Raw genomic sequence first — 16,133 nt, forward strand, 5'->3', positions numbered from 1 at the left:
AAGCGGACACTCCGCAGCCCGCAAGCTTGAACGATGGCCGGCTCCTGCAATGATTTTTGCGGGGCGCTAGCTAAAGTCTCCGTATTTGAGAGCAGCGCAGGGAACAAAGTGGTCTGGATTGCGGACAAGGGCATTTGCCGACGCGCGATCGTAGGCCGACAGCGCGTCGGCGAAGCCGGGCTCACCGAGCCGAACGCCCAAGCGCCGGACGATTGCTGCATTGCCTTCGCTCGCATAGGCCTCTCGCAGCAACGTCAGGCCCGGAAGGCCGTAATTGTCATAGGCCACCTGAAGTATCGAGCGGCGGGTGTCGATATAGCTTTTGAACCATGCAATCTCGTCCGCCCCCGCAAGTGCCGCAGCCGGAAGCGTCTTCGCCGCCACATCGCTCGCGAAGCCGCGGGCGCTGATGTCGCGATAGACCTCTTCGTCGAGCGAGAGGCGCCCAGCGGGATCGCCATAGTTCAGTGTGACCGGAAAGCATCCGACGCCATCGATTTCCGCAATTTCAAGCGCGCGCGGCGCTACATTGGTAAAGGTGCCCGGGGACGAAGCGTACATGCCATTGCCGTCAACCTCGTGATAAACGCCCTTAAGCTGGCCGCTCTGCCCCGAGTAGCGCTCGCGCGTGACACCGGGCGCGCCCATCGCGGCAATAATTCCCGGATCGGCCTCGCCGCGTTCGCGCCGACTGCGAAAGCCATCGGCAAGCCAGCCGGCCAGCGTATTCTTCTGTCCCTCGAAGGCGCGATAGGCGCCGCCACTCGTGCGCTCGTGGCACAACTTGCCGTTGTCGACGAGCGGGCCGACCTGACAGGAGATCGGGGCGCCAAGCATCAGCGCGACGGGCCGCACGTCGAACTTCGCCGCGATGACGCGCGGATTGTCCATCTCACCCCAATGGATGCCGACAAGCGCCGCGACCGTCACCGCCAGCATCGCGAGGCCCGCACGAGTCAGGCCGAACATATTCTCGTCCGATCCGACCCCGACGCGCGGGAGCACTTCGGCTGCGGGCAACTGCCGCAGCAAGGCAGCGGAGCGTGCTTCGCTCAATGTCCTTGAGGTGCTCCAGGCCGCCTCGGGCAACGCCCCCGGCGCATTGAACACCATCGATCCGGTCGTGCGCGCAAGCGCCGCGATCCGCTGCGCGACGGTCGGGTGAGTTGCGTCTTCGCCTTCGGTCTCGCCAGCGATCATCATCGCGTCGTCCTCGCCTCGCGCATTTTCGACGCGATAATTCTTCTCCACCTTGACCAGCGCGGAGGCCATCGCGGCGGGATTGCGGGTGATCTGTACCGCTTCGGCGTCGGCGATGAACTCGCGCGCCGACGAGATGATCAGGCGCGATACCTGACCCGTGCGGACGGCAAGATGGGCGATGAAGCCGCCCGCCAGCGTCAGCGGCAGGACCGCCGGTACCGCGACGGACAACACGATATGGATCGGCGTGAATTTGAGCGGATTGTTCCGGTGAAGGCGCGTGAGCGCAGACATGAAGATATTGGCCGCGGCCATCAGGCGGATATCGCCATTGCGGATGTGGATCAGTTCATGTGCCAGGACGCACGACAGTTCGGCGTCGTCTAGGTCGTCGATCAGGCCGCGCGTCACCACGACTACCGCTTTCTTCCGTGCGATGCCGCAGGCGAAGGCGTTACGCGCCGGGTCCTCGATCACGCCGACGAAGGGAACGGGCAGCCCCATCGTCACGATCAAAGGCTCGATGATCCGGCAAAGCCGCTGTTCATCGGCATTGTCGACAAAGCGGAAACCGACGGCGCGCTTCACCGATTCGATGTGCCAGAACATCTGCCAGCCAAACCACAGCACCGACGCGGCGAGCACCAGGGACACGTAGCGCAGGGCGTAGCCGCCTGTATTCAGGAGCGGCGCATGGTCGGGGTCGAGCACCGCCAGCGGCAAGAACAGCACGACCGTCGCGATCGCCTGGACCGCGATCAGAAAGCCCAGAAACAGGGCACCGGACCGTGCATCATTGCTTCGGACCCAGCCATATAGACCGGTCGGTTGGTCCCGCATCGCCTGCCGCCCCCGCCCGCCGGATCAGAAAGCGATGGCGACCGGTTCGTCGACGAGCACCCGCTCGACACCCAGGTCGAACGGCTGACGGCTGTTCAGCCGCAGCTTTTGGGCGACCAGATTGCCCGGAAACTGGCGCAGTGACGTATTATATTCCTCTATCGCAAGATTGTGGAACCGGCGCGCGGCGGTGATCCGGTTCTCGCAATCGGTCAGTTCCTGCCGAAGCTTTGCAAATTCGGGCAGCGCCTTGATATCGGGAAATTTGTCGATCGACGCCATCAGCGTGCTCAGATGCGCGGTCAGATTGCCCTCGGCCTTGAGCTTGATTTCGGCGGACATGGTACGCAGCGCCTCGGTACGCGCCTCCATGACGCCAAGAACCATGTCCTTCTCGTGACCGGCGACGCCCTTGAGCAGTCCGAGCAACCCAGGGATCAGATTGTGCCGGTGCTTCAGATGCACGTCGATATCTGAAAACGCCGTTTCGCAACGCTGATCGAGCGCGACGAGCAGATTGTGCGTCGATTTGATCCGGACATAGAGTGCAATCGCGACAAGCAGCACCGCTACAATCACGCCCAGAATAACCCACAATATCGTTTCCATGACAACCCCCGTCGCTTCGGTGCGGCCATCAATAGCAAAGTTGTTGTTAAGAAGGATTTACTGAACCGGAATTTCCGATGATTTACACATCCTTAAACAAGAAATGCGACATGAGGCGACTTCAACTGAGGGGGTTTTATGGCTGAAACCATTTTCGTTCGCGTCCGCCGTCTTTTGTCCGCCCGGATCGAGGACAGCGTCGACGCCATGGAGCGCGCGAATTCCGACGGCACGATGCGCGAGGCGATCCGCGAGGTCGATCGCGCGATCGACGAAGTTCGCGCCGACCAGGAACGCGCCATGACCCGCCGATTGCAGGCCGCGCGCCAGCAGGGCATGATCGCCAAGAAGGTCGAAGAACTGACCGGCAAGGCACGCTTCGCCCTTCAGGAAGGCCGCGAGGATCTCGCCGAGGGCGCACTCAAGCGGCAGGTCGACCTCGAAGAACAGTCGGCCAATCTTGACCAGGTTCAGACGGTCGCTCGCGCCGAAGAAGAGAAGCTCGAAGATAGCCTCTCCGCGCTGCGCGCCCGCAAGAAGCAGATGGAAGAGGCGCTCGCCGCCTATAGCATCGCCAAATCGGATGCCTCGATGGGCGGCGATGGCGGGTTCGAGAACAGCCGCAGCGTCGAACGCAAGGTCGAAGGCGCCGAAGCCGCGTTCGACCGCGCGATGACCGGTGCGGGCGGCGTGGGCTTCTCGCGCGGCGACGCCGAGGCGATCAATCGCGTCGCCGAGATCGATACGCTTCAGAAAAGCGCGACGGTCGCAGAACGGCTCGCCGCGCTCAAGAAGGAAACCGGCCAGGCGGCCTGACCTCGTCCCCGACCTGGCGCGGGGAAATGCCCCTGCGCCAGCGAGAGGCGGCGAGTCTCCCTTCCGCCAGCAAAAGGCGGCAGTCTGCAACTGATGGTGCGGCCATGATCGACAAACCCGGAGCCGGCGAGTTTCGCGACCGCAAGGCCATTGGCTGCCTGCGCGACGTCGGGCAGGCCACCGAACGGTCGACACGCGGCCTGCGCCGGTCCGGCCGCGAAGCGGCGAGCCTGGCATGGTGGGGCCATGCCGTGCCCTTTGCCCTGATGGCGGCCCAATATGTGCTGGGCCAGCGCTGGCCGGAGATATTCCAGACCTTCTGGGCCAATCTCGCGCTCATCGCTGTCTTCGCTTGGTATGCCTGGCAGCATCTTGGCACCCCCCGCGCCCAAGGGCAGGTACGCGAGCGGCTCCAGCGCGCCGAGGGGTTTGAATACGTCGCCGCGATGCGTGCCGATCTTGAGGCGCGGTGGCGGGCGCAAGAGGACAAGCCATGATCCGCAAACCCACCGAAAGGGATTTCCGCGAAGGCACCGCGGTCACCGTCTTGCGCGAGACCGGGCGCACCGCCGTCGAAACGCACAAAGGCGTGGGCCGCGGGCTCCGTGGTGTTGCGCGGCTTTGGCTCTATGGCGTCTTCTGGTTCGGTGCGCTGGCGACAGCCCTGCCGCAGATGGCGGCAGGCCATGTCTGGCAGGGCTTGGTCTTCCTCGGCGTGCTTTATGGCGCCCAACAACTTGTGCGTACCGGCTTCAAGAAATCGCTGCCTTTTCTTTCGCGCGGACAGCCGCTGGCACCCGAATTGACCACGCCCGACGAGATCGTCGCGGAGGCGCGCGAACGCCAGCACTCCGTCGCGCCCACGGGCGAGCGCAGGCAATCGGGCGACTTCAAGCTCTCGATTCCGATATCGATGCGGCAGGCAACGACACTCGCGATCCCGGGCCTACTGCTTCTCGTCCTTTCGCTAGCGCTCGGCGTCTTCGCGCTCGTGCCGGGGATCGCGTTGATCGCAACGGCGGCGCTGATCCTGCTCAAGACCTTTTCCGATCGCGATCTTCTGTGGTTTGATCACCGCTCGATCAAGGTCAACACGCTGCTCGGCACGGGCACGCTCGATTGGCCGCGCGTCGACGCCATCGAGGCCACGGTCTTTTCGCTGTTCAATATCAAGGCGCTCGTATTGCTCGGCACCCGGCGCGCGATCGCCGTGACCGGGCGCGATGCCGACGGAAGCGCGATACGGCTTCTGATCCCGATCGACCTGCTCGACCTCGACAATGAGGGGCTCACCGCATTGGTCGCCGACCTCTTGTGCTGCCGGGCAGCAGCGGGTGAAATGGTTCCGGCGTGGCAACCCCTGCCGAAGGCCGCCCCGCAATATGCGCCAACGCCCGCCAGCGACCCGCGCGAAAGCTTCGATCCCGATGCCATCATGGCGCGTTACATCGCCGAGCGCACGCAGATGGTTGCCGAAGCGAGTCCCGACCTGAGCGCGATGCCGCCGCGCCCAACCTTCGGCCGAAAGACCGTATGATGATCCAGAAACCGTCGAGCCGCGATTTCCAAAGGGAAACGTCAAGCGCTGCGGCCGCAAGCAAGTTTGTAAAACTTCTCAAATGGTTGGGCACCACGCTGCTGGTGCTGTTCCTGTGGCTGTTCATCGCGGGCGAATTCTATCTTCGCGTCGACGATCGCGATCGCGCCGATGTCTATGTGATGATCGAGACCGGCCTGTTCATCGTCGCCATCGCTTTCCTGTTGCGTCGGCGGTCCCGGGGCGCGCGCATCGCCCCGCATTCGCCCGCGCAGAGTATCGTGGGCTTCGAAGGCGACGAAAAAGGTCCTCGACCGCGTTCGATGCTGCTGTTCGACCGACTGCTGCTGCTGACGCTCGCGATCAATCTGGTCACGCTGTTCCAGGCGTTCCCGCTTCTGAAATCAATGACCGAAAACGAGCCGGCGTTCGCGCAGGCGGGATTGACGTTCGAGGCGCTGTTTGGTGGGTTGGTATTCAGTTTTCTGCTCATGATCGGCTTGTGGTTTTGCGCATCGCGGCTGCGCAGCAATATCGCGCGCTGGATATTGGCCATCGCGAGTGCCCACACCTTTCTGACCTGCCTAGTCAATGCGCCGCAAAACGTCGCGCTGTCGCCGGCCTATTTCGTGACCGGCCTATTCGGCGTGCTCGTGAGCCTCGCCGCGATCTGGTTCCTGTTCACACCAGAGTCGCGCGTCTGGTTCTCAGCGAAACGCAAAGCCAAACTCAGAGCGATCAACGAAAGCGACGCCGCGAGGCGCGATCCTGCTCCAGTTCGGTCCGAAATCCCTTATCGCCCGCCATTCGGCAAAAAGGTCGGTAAACCCGCGTCTAATTGAGGTGCGAGCACGCAACCTCAACCGTTCGAAGTTTGGCCGATGGCGGACAGTCGGCTCTTGGGATGCGGGTAATCCAAAGCCGTCAGCCGAGCGAGCATTTCGAACGCTTTGGCCAGCATGGGCCGATGCAACGGAACGATCGTTGCGAAGGTCCGTAGTCTCCAATGGCGGGCAGTTCGCTCGCCGCGGGAGAAAGACGATGAAAAGGCTTCTGACTATTTTCGTACTTGGCAGCTCGATGCTGGCACTGTCTGCTTGCAACACGGTTGACGGCGCAGCGAAGGATGTCGACTCGGTTGGCGACTGTGCTGATGGCGTTAAGGGCAACTGCTAAGGCGGCGCGGACTGATTGGCGTCGCCCGACATTCGGGGTTCAACCGAAAGTCGCGGCACCGAGGCAGTTCCGTTTAATGCCCGGACGGCGAGAAGCCATCTAGCGAGCGAAGGCCTCGGCCAGGAAATCGCGGCCGAGGCGAAGTCCGACGGGATCCACGGTGTGCGCCACGCCGTGGGAGACGTGCGTCGTAACGTCGACGCCGAGACGCTTGAGCTCGCTCTCCGACATGTGCAGCGCGGCGATCGGGACGACCGGATCGGCCGTGCCGTGCACCAGGAGCACGGGGGGCTTTGGAAGTTCTCCGTGACTCAGGCCGAGCGTCCCTGCCAACATTCCGGAATAGCCAACGACGGCAGCTACCGCCCGCGGTCGCCGCAGCGCGACATGCAGCGCCATCATCGTCCCCTGACTGAAACCAACAATGGCCAGGTCAGCCTCGCTCAGACCATATTGTGCGAGCTTGCGGTCAATGAAGGCGTCGATCGCCGGTGCGGCCGAGGCCGCGCCGGCAGCGAGCGCGGACGGCGCAAAGCCGGAAAGTCCCCACCATTGATAGCCCGCGCCCATCATGCTGCAGCGCTGCGGCGCGTGCGGGGCAAGAAACAAGGTGTCGGGAAGCGTGTCTTGCCACTGCGGCGCGAGCGAGATCATGTCCGTCCCGCTCGACCCGAAGCCATGCAGCAACAAGACGAGGCTCTTCGGCGCAGCCCCGGACCGGGGCTGCAAACTTGCTCCATTCACGATCTTCAAAACTCTGTCTCTTTCATGTCTGCCCCGGGCCATTTGGGCATGAACAGCCAACCCGGCAACCGCGCCGCACGTTAGCGAGCTTTTGTGATATTCTCCCGGGATGAAGACTGGCTTGGAACGAGTCGCCCGTGCGCTTTGCGAGCTGGATGCCAATCCACCCGACGCGACGATGGACGGCAATCCGCTTTGGCAGGATTATCTGCCCGAGGCTTGGGCAGCAATCATGACGCTGCGCGAACCAGATCCCGCCATGATCGGCGCAGGCGCCCGTAAAGTGGCCAATGGCCTGAGCGAAGACATCGGCGGGATTTATCGAGCCATGATCGATGCGGCAATGGAAGGACAGCCCAACGCGCCGCCGACCGGGGCGTAGTGGCGGATTCGTTTGTGGCCGATGGCGGACAGGCTGTTTTTCGGCGCGGATCGCAAGAAGCGGACACCAGCGGCGACCTAGATCGAGGGACGGAGAGGGATGCTAAATCCTATCTAGTTCAATGCCCGGCACTTCGATTTCGCATCATTCATCGCCGGGTCGATCAAAAAGCAGATGACGTACTTGTTGCCACTCGCGAGCACGAACGCGTGAGAGGTGATGTTGTCGGAAAACATCTCGGTCTGATAATCGTTGAAGCCGACGATTTTCCATCCTTCGTTGAGCAACTCGCTCATCGATTTCTGGACCGGCACCCAATCGGTCACCCGCTCATATGTGTCTACAGGCTCCTGCTTGCGGGCTTCGGCTTGGCCACCGACAAACAGGCTGAAAAGAAGCGCCATAATCAGGAACAGGCGTTGCATGAACATCTCCGGGAAAGTGAATCGGACGAGCCGGGACCGGCCTCGGCCCGACGGGCAAGCGCCTACTCTCCCGGCATGTTCCGATGCAACTATCCGGTACAAAACTTGCCAAACATATTGATTTATCACGCAATGTTCTGTCGGTCACATCGTTCGAAGTACGGCCCGGTTAGCGCGGGTCCGGACATAATTCGAAAGATCAAAGGATAAGACCATGGCAAATTTCTGCTCCGAATGCGGATCGGCACTTTCCCCCGGAACGCGCTTTTGCGCCACCTGCGGGGCGCGACCTCTCCCGTGATCGGCGATGCTCTCGCCGCTGCGGCGCCCCCGCCCGAGCAACCGCAAACCGAACCGGTGCAGGACGATGCCCCGCCCTCCCGGCGCCCGACCGGGCTCCTTCTTGGCGGTGCGGCCCTTCTCGCGGTCGCGATCGGCGGCGGCGCCTGGCTGGGCCTGTCGAGTTCGGGCGCCGGGGCGACCGATGAGCCGACCGCCGAGACCGGACAGGGAACTGCCACCGAACGCGCGATGCTCTATGCCGTCGCCGAGGCCAATCTGCGCGATCGGGCGTCGCTCGAGGGCTCGAAGATCGTTGGATCGTTAAAGCGCGGCGAAAAGGTTGGCGGCACTCTGCTGACGGACGAACGCGGCAAGCCCTGGCTCAGGATCGACGGTAAGGATCAATATGTGAGCCTTGCCAATCTCTTGAAAACCGCGCCGCCTACCCTCGCGAGCCTCGATGGCAGCGACCGCATCACGTCCGGCCCCTGCACGATGGCCGAGGCGCCCTCTGCGGGATCATTGCCCAAAGCAATCAAGCCGGGGGCGGCCGTCCGGCTGATCGGCGTAACCGCCGACGGCTTCACCGAATATGGCCTGCCTGGCGGCGGTGTCGGCTATGTGGCGGCATCATCGACCTGCGAGACCAGACCTTGGGCGCGGTTGCAAACAATCTCATCCAATTCGACGCGCGGACTTGCGAGCTTGGCAACGAACTGCAGCCCTATTTCGAAGAGGCCCGGGCGTCGCGCACCAAGCAGGCCGGCGACGAGACGGACGAAGAATTTGACTATCCGGTCGACAAGAGATTCCGGGGCTTGCGCGTCACGACCGTAATAGTCGGCTATGAATGGCAGGGCGTCGCGTTCGGCGATCCCGCCGACAAGGTGCGCGACATCTTCCGGCAGATGGGGTTCAAGATCGACAAGCAAGGCGATTTTGCCGTTGAGGACGATGTCGTGGTCTCGGCAAGCATACGCCCGACCGATCCGGGCTCGAAGAACCGCGGCAAGAGCGAACTCACCTGCGGCGTCTGAACGAAAATGTCTGCGGGTAGTGTCGTCCCGGTCGCGCCCGCTAGGCGTTCTTGAAGGGCCGGCCCATCGTCCGACTGAGATGACTGCCTATGATCTCCTAAGCCAATATGCAGAATGGCTGCCAAGGTCCAGCGACAGGAAGCGAGCGCGCCTGTTGCAGCAGAAAGGGCAGGAACGGAGCGGGATGCGGTCAGTTCCCACTTCTATCCAATTTATGACGCTTGATCAGATCCCGCCCTGATTACCGAGGTCTGGCCTATCGCCTATTCCGCTCCGTTTTTCCGCACCCGAAATGTCAAACTTCCCGCCTCGACAGCATCGATTTCGAGGGTGAAATCGCGCAATTCGATCACCGTTTGATTGACCGGAAAGCTGAAGCGCTGGCTGCTTGCCGGTCGCGCCAAATCTGCGGCTGCATAGCCACGAACGTCAAACTGCATGCTTCCGCCTTTGATGCCTTCAAAGAGAATATCGTAGACGCGGCCCGTTTCGATGGGACCATGCGCGTCCTCCCTTGGATATCCAGCATTTTTGGAATAATTCCCCGGCGGAATGACGGGATCGCCGCTCAAGATGAATTGCGTTTTACCGAAGCTTTCGATTCCGGGCGCTGGATTTGTAACGACCTGAGCGTCGTCAGCGGAAACTTCGGCATCTGCGGCAGCCTGCCCATCGTCGGCCCAGCTGTTAGTCGCGGCGGTGTAGAGCGCGAGCGCGGCGCCGGATACGAGCAAGGGCCCGAGCCTTTTCATATCATTCCCTTTCCAGCGGGTCTGGCCGGTTCGCCTGCCTGCCAAACCAGTTTTCGAGCAGACATTTGATCGCCGATACCCACATGAGCAAAATGAATAAACATCTACGTTCAGTCGTCATCGGCGCGATGACCAAGTCTGCTATCTTAGGCGCCCAAATCAATGTCCAGCGGTCGGCCGCAAATCTGACACGAGCCTTCCAACTTCAGCTGCCGACAGCAGTCCGATCGACAATGCCATTCGAAGCAGTTTGACGCTGACTCGACTTCGGAGCGAATAGGCCTAGTGTTACCGGGCAATGGCCTTTTTAGCGACCCGGAAAGCTGATGGGGCTGCTTTCAAACGTTGCCCCCATAATGCAGACATCGACAGACTTCCAAGCCGCTTTACTGGCTCGCCAGATCGTCGTCGAGCTTGCGAGCCTTAGTCCGACGTTGTCGACACGGCGCGGAACATCGACGCAAGCTGCCGCCGGGCGGACTGCGCAGCATCATAATCCTCCCCGCTTATGGCAAGTTCAGCGCACGTGCCGATCGCGCCATGTTCCCCGACATCGCTGTCGCACAATTTTATCCAGCTGGCGGCGCGTGCAGCCTCGCGACGATATAGTGCGCGGGCTTCATCGCACACGGTCTTGGCGTTGTCCGTGCAGCCCTGTGCGAAGGCGATGTAAGCGAGATGGTCTGCCCTAGCCGCATCGCGCGGCGAACGACCGCGCAGTTCGAGCGCCGTCCTGCCCAGAAAGTGGCAACCCTCCGGGTCGATGAGAATTGCGTCATTGTGGAAGAAGCATGCCTTCGCGAGCTTACCAAACGCCTCATCAAGATTGCGCGGGACTCCGGTCCCAGTGAAGGACATCCAGCCGAGATATTTGCAGGCATAAGGTCCCTGGCCGGGATCGTCGCCGGAGCAGGTGCGGGCGAGCCTCTCCTTCGCGCGAGTGTAATCGCGCAGCTGCCGAATATGGAGGTAGAGCTTGCCTGCCTCATAGCAGCCCATGGTCCCGATGCGGGCGTCGCAGGACATATCATAATGTTCGAGCGCGCCGCGCAGGTCGCCCCGCCGTGCAGCGCCGACGCCGCGGCTCCAGCAGGTATCGACATTGTTCTCCGGCTTGCAGGCGAGCGCGGCGGAGGCGCGGATCGGCGGGTCGATCGGATAGTTCGGAAAGGTCGCGCCGTCAGACGTGCGCTCGCGGCCGGCGTTGCGCATGCGCGCCAGCAGGCGGTCTGGATTCCTCTCAATGCTCTCCGGAACGCAGACCAGCTTGGCGAGCGCCTTGCCAGCCCGGCTCACGGTCAACAGCCCGAACGGGTGCAGGGCGGACGGATCAGCTTGCGCGCCATTCTTGAAGCCGGCGGCAAAGCGGTAGGCGGTGTCACCGTTCGCGAAGGTCGCAATCTCGTCGATCGTGTCGCCCGCACCGTCTTCGCGCCGATAGTCGAGTTCGGCCAGCGGACTGGACAAAGTCAGTTCTGGCTTTCGCCCGGGGCGGCCATAGCGATAGATCGCCCGAGTGCCCGCAAGCGAAATGGACGCCACCCGGCCCTGCGCCTCGAACCGGCAGTTCAGGACGGTTTCCTCGGCGTGCCATTGAGCCGAGGCCGGCGCCGCGGTCCAGAGACACGCCGCGATCATGGCGGCGCGCAACAACATTAGGCCATCAACTATGCGCGTCATCATCGTGCTGGACATCTCTCATGGTTTGCTCGCCGGAGTGGCCTCCGGATATTTGGCTGACGGCCGAGCGAGCGCCAAGGCTTTTTCGGCTTTGGCGGCGGACGGCGTCTTCGGGTCGGGCATGAGAACCCGCTCCAGCAGCGAGATGGTGCGCGGCGGTCCTTTGGGCCAGTCCGCCGCATATCGGTATCTATCCTATGAAATTCATTGATTATTCGATCCATGTGCGGTCGATCACATTGACGATGCGCAATCGCTGACTAAGCCGAGCGCGCGATATGCGCTTCAACGAATCAAAGGACGACCCCATGCCCCTATTGTCACGGCGCCCCGGCCCCGCATCCCGCGTGGTTCTGACGATCGCGTTGCTGCTGGTACCTCAGATATCGTTCGCACAGAGCTGCAAGGTGGACTTTGCCGCGGTCGAAAAGAGCATAGCCAGGTTGGAACCGTCCTATGCGAACATCCTGTCCGATATCAGCTGCGATGCCCCAACCGTGAAAGCACATCAGCTGATGTGCGACTCGTTGGACGAATATCCTGCCGGACTCTGGCACATGGGCCGCCTCGACGATCTTGCCTGGGTCTATGCCACCGAGAATGCAACCAAGCAGGAAGTCGACCAGAGCAATCCCCCGCGCGATGCCGCTTTCATCGCAAAGCGCGACGCCTGTTCCGATGCTGCCTGTCTGTGCGATCTTCTGATCCGTCATACGAACAACAGCCTCGGCGGAGAATCGCCATATTCGGCGCCTTGAAACGACTGCCCCGAATGGCTCCGGCGATTTTTGATTGCTCGATGATATCCCGTTCCCTCGGCTTGTTCGCATAATCCAGGCTCCATGCCGGCAATGGCCGCGATCTTGCGAACCGCCATTCCAACCGAATCCGGGTGTGCCCGCAAGTGGACCGACTGCTTTTGGTACGAATAGGAGGGAATGCGGACATTGGATCGCCCTAAACCGATCTCGGCTCGCGGCAGGTTTGATGGGCGGATTCATGGCTCAAGGGCTGCACGAGCGGTGACTGCGGCGACATTTGCGGGGTTGGAGTACGAAACCCTACAGGGCCCCAAAGAATAAAAGGGCCATGTGCGCGATGCCGGCATTGTTGGCCGCGCCTGTCCCTGCACTGATTTCGATCTCGCAAGACCCTGGCCTAACGTTGTGAACGAATCCGTCGAACAGGGCCTTCGGATCCCGGATGAGGCTGACGCGAGCCAACTGTCAGCCCAGGACCGATTGTCTCTACAAGGCAGTGGGTTGCCCAACCCGATACGGTGCGAGTTAGCTCTAGGACACGAAAAGGATATTTTCTTGTTAGCAACACAAGCGAAAATGGCGCGGCGGCATAGTACCGAAACCAAATGGAATTATAGTGCAAGGCGCAAGATGTAGCCGATAGTCAGGAAGCCTCCATTCCAGATCGATGCTCCAAGCCCGACGGCCAGCATGAACCAGCCGGGTGCCATCCCGAATATGCCCGCTGACAGAGGAAGGATCGCACGTGCCGCGGGCACGGTTTGGCCAAGGAGGGTTACCGGAAAGTGATGACCGCGATACCTCTTGACCAATCGGTCATAGCGCACGGGACTTAGAAGCAGACAGCGGCCATAGCGCGCCACAACGGCTGCGCACCCAGCCTCGCCCAGATTTCTTCCAACTGCATAGAGGCAGAGACTGCCCAGGCTGGAACCGAGCGTCGTCGCAGCGAAGACAAGAAAGAGATCGCCCGGGCCAGCCACGACCTTCATGCCGAGAAAAATGAGCAGCGCCGATGATGGCAGAATTGGCATGAATTTTTCCGCCAGCGCAATCAGGCATGCCACCAGAATGGTTGGTCCCGCCATTAGGCCGAACAAGGTCTCGACGGTCACGGCGTGCGCCTCGTGGCGGATAACGGCGCGCGACGCGTGATGCGATAAACCGTCGCCGGGGGCAGATTGTAAAGAGTGCGGCCCACAACAACGGCCTTCAGGTCGAGCCGGTCGAGAATCCGGCGCGGGATGGGGCAGTTTCGACCGTAGGTGAACTGATACAAAGCTCCCCCCTCGCAGAGATGGCCACAGGCCGCTGCGACAATTGCGAATATCTTGCGGAGCGGCATATTGAGCAGTGGCAGGCCGCTGACAACCGCGCGAACCGGGCCGAAGGTCCCGAGATCGCTCGCTGCCAGCCGGGCCGCATCGCATTGAAGCAGTCGCGCCTCGGGGAAGTTTCGGTGCAACGCCGGCGCAAAACGTTCGTTCGCTTCGACAAGTGTCAAATCCCGTTCGTGGACGCCGCGATCAATCAAGGCTCTCGTGAACACACCGGTGCCCGGGCCTAACTCCAGAACCTTGCCGGTCGAGGGTCCGATCTCGCTGGTAATTAATCGGGCGAGCGCAGCTCCCGAAGGGAGCAGCGCACCGACCTGGCGCGGCCTCAGCAGACCCGCACGGATGAATCTGATAGCGTCCGCGACGCCATTCGAAGCTCGCAAACCCTCCGCTCTCTGTTTCATTATATTTCCTCGGGTGGGGATCACCTACCCTTGGCGACCTACGCGCGCTGGATTACGGGAGGCTTGCATGAACCGGGTACCGAAACCGGCAATTCGATACGCATGCACAGGCCGCCAAGCAGGCCTTCAAGCGCCAGGATATGCCCGTCATGCAGAGCGACGACTTCGGCAACGAGATAAAGGCCCAGCCCGGCCCCCGTCGCACCGCCGCCCAGACGACAGAATGGTTCGAAGACACGCGCCCTGTCTTGTTCGGCTATTCCGGTTCCTTGATCATGGACTTCTATGCCGCCGCTCATGTCTACACGCAGCAGGATCGCGCCGCGCCGTCCCCCATGTTGAATGGCATTTTGAACGAGATTGACCAACGCCCGTTCAAGGGACGCGTGGTCGCCCATCACCTCGATGCGTTCGATCGCGGTTTCAACCGCCAACGTATAGCCGGCATTTATCGCCACGGGCGCAAGGTCCGCCGCCACATCGCGTACCAGCGCGACGAGGTCGACCTCGGACATGTCCGCACGCCAGTCTCGGCGCAAGCGCTCGAGATCGAGCAGCTGCTCCGCCAAGGTCGCGAGCCGCCCGACATCCTCAAGCAGCGTCGAGCGGCTGTAACCCAGCGGCAGCAGGCCGAGCCGTGTCGTAAGGACGGCGATGGGCGTCCGCAATTCATGGGCAGCGTTCGCTAGGAAGCGACGATGACGCTCGTGTCCGTCGTCGAGGCGTTCCAGCGTCATATTGATGGCATCAACGAGCGGTCGAACTTCCTGCGGCACAGTTGCAACAGGCAATCGTAGCCCGTGCTGATCGACGTCGATTCTTCCAGCCTCTTCGATCACTTCATTCAGACCGCCGAGCGCCGAGCGTATGACGGCGGGCGTCGCGAGCCAGGTCGCGAGAATCATGATTGCAAGCATCGGCAAAAGGGAAGCAAGCGCGGCGAGGAGACCCGCACCTAGCGCGCGATCCCACGACACTTGTGCTCCAGGCCCCGTGACGATCTGGACCTCTCCGATGGCAGTCCCTACCCATTGCATGCGAGCGCCAAGTCGCGGTGGGTCGGCGATATTCCATCCCAGCCGCGCCTGACCAACGCCATCCAGAGATGCACCGATGCTTGCGAACTCCGGAGGCACCGAACCCTCAGACAGGCGGTGCCCGGCACGATCCCGAACGATGAACCAGAGCCCGTGCATTTCTACCCGCAGTTTTTCGAGCGCCGGGGTCGGGCGCAGGGCCAACTCGCCATTCTGTTGCCGCGTAGATGCGTCGCGAACGACGGCAATGACTTCGTCAGCCGGTTCACCCGGATGATATTCGCCCGCCAGGATCAAGATCATAACCAGCGTCGTTACGACGATCGACAGGATAATCGCTTGGAGTATCGCCAGCCGCCAGCGGAACTGCCCTCGAAGGGATGGTATCGTGCGACGGCCGATCACGATGGTTTCAGTAGATAGCCCACACCGCGGATGCCGTGAATCTCGACCCCGGCGCCGCCTTTGTTGAGCTTCCCGCGGAGCCGCGATACATGGGCGTCGAGCGAGTTGGACTGGATTTCGTCGTCGAAACCGTAAACCGCCTCTTCAATGAATGCGCGTTGCACCGTCCGGCCAAGCCTCCGTACGAGAATTTCAAGAAGCAATAGTTCACGGCGCGGCAAACTAAGCGGCAGCTCATCGATCATGGCCACGCGCTCGCCCATATCGAAAACGAGTCGCCCCGCCCGGATGATCGAAGGGGAAAGTGTGGACGGACGCCGCTGTACCGCGCGCAGCCGCGCCAGTAATTCCTCAGTCGAAAAAGGCTTCGTCATATAATCGTCCGCACCGGCATCGAGGCCGTCGATTCTGTCAGCGACGTCGCCTTTCGCAGTCAAAAGGATAACCGGCGTATCGCAGTTCATACTTCGCAGATGCGCCAGAAACGCCAGTCCGTCCCCGTCAGGCAAGCCACGGTCGAGAATGATCGCGTCATGGGAAGCCATCGCCACCGCCGATGTCGCGACGTCCAACGTCGGCGCGAAATCGACGACGATATCTGCCAAGGCCAGCGCCCTGCGGAGCGCGGCGGCCATCTGCGGGTCATCTTCTACCAGCAATATACGCATAGCTTCCTCAATATCTGCGCGACGAGCGCTATGCGCGA

The 16,133-nt window shown here is 61.7% G+C and carries 20 protein-coding genes; 10 read left to right on the forward strand and 10 right to left on the reverse strand.

Annotated elements, in window-relative coordinates:
- Positions 1 to 66: 66 nt before the first annotated feature.
- Together AC07NV_RS12080 and AC07NV_RS12085 are read right to left on the reverse strand one after the other, a co-directional pair.
- Positions 67 to 2,043, reverse strand: coding sequence for a M48 family metalloprotease (locus AC07NV_RS12080; protein ID WP_495166593.1), 1,977 nt, complete (start codon positions 2,041 to 2,043; stop codon positions 67 to 69).
- 24 nt (positions 2,044 to 2,067) lie between these two features.
- The gene (locus AC07NV_RS12085; RefSeq protein WP_495166594.1) at positions 2,068 to 2,652 is read right to left on the reverse strand and encodes a LemA family protein; all 585 of its coding nucleotides are present in this window, start codon (positions 2,650 to 2,652) and stop codon (positions 2,068 to 2,070) included.
- Positions 2,653 to 2,790: 138 nt separating this feature from the next.
- Here AC07NV_RS12085 and AC07NV_RS12090 point away from each other — a divergent pair, with 138 nt between their 5' ends.
- The 4 genes from AC07NV_RS12090 (at position 2,791) to AC07NV_RS12105 (ending at position 5,847) form a co-directional block, all read left to right on the forward strand.
- Positions 2,791 to 3,468 (forward strand): PspA/IM30 family protein, encoded by a 678-nt coding sequence (locus AC07NV_RS12090; protein WP_495166595.1) that lies wholly within the window; start codon positions 2,791 to 2,793, stop codon positions 3,466 to 3,468.
- Between the two features lie 104 nt (positions 3,469 to 3,572).
- The gene (locus AC07NV_RS12095; protein WP_495166596.1) at positions 3,573 to 3,965 is read left to right on the forward strand and encodes a hypothetical protein; all 393 of its coding nucleotides are present in this window, start codon (positions 3,573 to 3,575) and stop codon (positions 3,963 to 3,965) included.
- Complete coding sequence (locus tag AC07NV_RS12100; protein WP_495166597.1) at positions 3,962 to 5,005, forward strand: hypothetical protein; 1,044 nt, start codon at positions 3,962 to 3,964, stop codon at positions 5,003 to 5,005. The genes AC07NV_RS12095 and AC07NV_RS12100 overlap by 4 nt, the downstream gene beginning before the upstream one ends.
- Positions 5,002 to 5,847 (forward strand): hypothetical protein, encoded by an 846-nt coding sequence (locus tag AC07NV_RS12105; protein WP_495166598.1) that lies wholly within the window; start codon positions 5,002 to 5,004, stop codon positions 5,845 to 5,847. Before AC07NV_RS12100 ends, AC07NV_RS12105 begins: the two co-directional genes overlap by 4 nt.
- 433 nt (positions 5,848 to 6,280) lie before the next feature.
- Here AC07NV_RS12105 and AC07NV_RS12110 read toward each other — a convergent pair whose 3' ends face one another.
- On the reverse strand, positions 6,281 to 6,925 hold the full coding sequence (locus AC07NV_RS12110) for an alpha/beta hydrolase (RefSeq protein WP_495166712.1): 645 nt from the start codon (positions 6,923 to 6,925) through the stop codon (positions 6,281 to 6,283).
- A gap of 178 nt (positions 6,926 to 7,103) precedes the next feature.
- On the opposite strand from AC07NV_RS12110, the gene AC07NV_RS12115 reads away from it, so the two are divergent.
- Positions 7,104 to 7,307: a hypothetical protein gene (locus tag AC07NV_RS12115; RefSeq protein WP_495166599.1), complete on the forward strand. Its 204-nt coding sequence runs from the start codon at positions 7,104 to 7,106 to the stop codon at positions 7,305 to 7,307.
- A gap of 113 nt (positions 7,308 to 7,420) precedes the next feature.
- On the opposite strand, the gene AC07NV_RS12120 is transcribed toward AC07NV_RS12115, so the two are convergent.
- Positions 7,421 to 7,732: a hypothetical protein gene (locus AC07NV_RS12120; RefSeq protein WP_495166600.1), complete on the reverse strand. Its 312-nt coding sequence runs from the start codon at positions 7,730 to 7,732 to the stop codon at positions 7,421 to 7,423.
- Between the two features lie 214 nt (positions 7,733 to 7,946).
- Here AC07NV_RS12120 and AC07NV_RS12125 point away from each other — a divergent pair, with 214 nt between their 5' ends.
- Genes AC07NV_RS12125 through AC07NV_RS12135 form a run of 3 tightly spaced genes read left to right on the forward strand, consistent with a single transcriptional unit; the run spans position 7,947 to position 9,051 of the window.
- Positions 7,947 to 8,033 carry a zinc-ribbon domain-containing protein gene (locus AC07NV_RS12125; RefSeq protein ID WP_495166713.1) on the forward strand — a complete coding sequence of 29 codons (87 nt, stop codon included), beginning with the start codon at positions 7,947 to 7,949 and terminating at the stop codon, positions 8,031 to 8,033.
- Positions 8,030 to 8,851, forward strand: coding sequence for an SH3 domain-containing protein (locus AC07NV_RS12130; RefSeq protein ID WP_495166601.1), 822 nt, complete (start codon positions 8,030 to 8,032; stop codon positions 8,849 to 8,851). The genes AC07NV_RS12125 and AC07NV_RS12130 overlap by 4 nt, the downstream gene beginning before the upstream one ends.
- Entirely contained in the window at positions 8,833 to 9,051 is a 219-nt protein-coding gene (locus AC07NV_RS12135) for a hypothetical protein (protein ID WP_495166602.1), read from the forward strand. Before AC07NV_RS12130 ends, AC07NV_RS12135 begins: the two co-directional genes overlap by 19 nt.
- A gap of 263 nt (positions 9,052 to 9,314) precedes the next feature.
- Here AC07NV_RS12135 and AC07NV_RS12140 read toward each other — a convergent pair whose 3' ends face one another.
- A complete protein-coding gene (locus tag AC07NV_RS12140) occupies positions 9,315 to 9,803 on the reverse strand; it encodes a hypothetical protein (RefSeq protein ID WP_495166603.1) in 489 nt (162 codons plus the stop codon).
- Between the two features lie 423 nt (positions 9,804 to 10,226).
- Positions 10,227 to 11,270 (reverse strand): SEL1-like repeat protein, encoded by a 1,044-nt coding sequence (locus AC07NV_RS12145; RefSeq protein ID WP_495166604.1) that lies wholly within the window; start codon positions 11,268 to 11,270, stop codon positions 10,227 to 10,229.
- Positions 11,271 to 11,472: 202 nt separating this feature from the next.
- Between AC07NV_RS12145 and AC07NV_RS12150 the strand changes: the two genes are divergently transcribed.
- Together AC07NV_RS12150 and AC07NV_RS12155 are read left to right on the forward strand one after the other, a co-directional pair.
- The gene (locus AC07NV_RS12150; RefSeq protein ID WP_495166605.1) at positions 11,473 to 11,694 is read left to right on the forward strand and encodes a hypothetical protein; all 222 of its coding nucleotides are present in this window, start codon (positions 11,473 to 11,475) and stop codon (positions 11,692 to 11,694) included.
- 67 nt (positions 11,695 to 11,761) lie between these two features.
- Entirely contained in the window at positions 11,762 to 12,241 is a 480-nt protein-coding gene (locus AC07NV_RS12155; protein ID WP_495166606.1) for a hypothetical protein, read from the forward strand.
- Positions 12,242 to 12,855: 614 nt separating this feature from the next.
- Here the strand turns inward: AC07NV_RS12155 and AC07NV_RS12160 are convergent.
- The 4 genes from AC07NV_RS12160 to AC07NV_RS12175 are packed head-to-tail and all read right to left on the reverse strand — an operon-like array spanning position 12,856 to position 16,095.
- A complete protein-coding gene (locus AC07NV_RS12160; protein ID WP_495166607.1) occupies positions 12,856 to 13,359 on the reverse strand; it encodes a DedA family protein in 504 nt (167 codons plus the stop codon).
- Positions 13,356 to 13,985, reverse strand: a complete 630-nt coding sequence (locus AC07NV_RS12165; RefSeq protein ID WP_495166608.1) for a class I SAM-dependent methyltransferase — start codon at positions 13,983 to 13,985, stop codon at positions 13,356 to 13,358. The genes AC07NV_RS12160 and AC07NV_RS12165 overlap by 4 nt, the downstream gene beginning before the upstream one ends.
- Positions 13,986 to 14,023: 38 nt before the next feature.
- Positions 14,024 to 15,427 carry a sensor histidine kinase gene (locus AC07NV_RS12170; protein WP_495166609.1) on the reverse strand — a complete coding sequence of 468 codons (1,404 nt, stop codon included), beginning with the start codon at positions 15,425 to 15,427 and terminating at the stop codon, positions 14,024 to 14,026.
- A complete protein-coding gene (locus AC07NV_RS12175; RefSeq protein ID WP_495166610.1) occupies positions 15,424 to 16,095 on the reverse strand; it encodes a response regulator in 672 nt (223 codons plus the stop codon). The genes AC07NV_RS12170 and AC07NV_RS12175 overlap by 4 nt, the downstream gene beginning before the upstream one ends.
- Between the last annotated feature and the right edge of the window lie 38 nt (positions 16,096 to 16,133).

It is taken from the genome of Sphingopyxis sp. GW821-FHT10B01 (assembly GCF_059415685.1).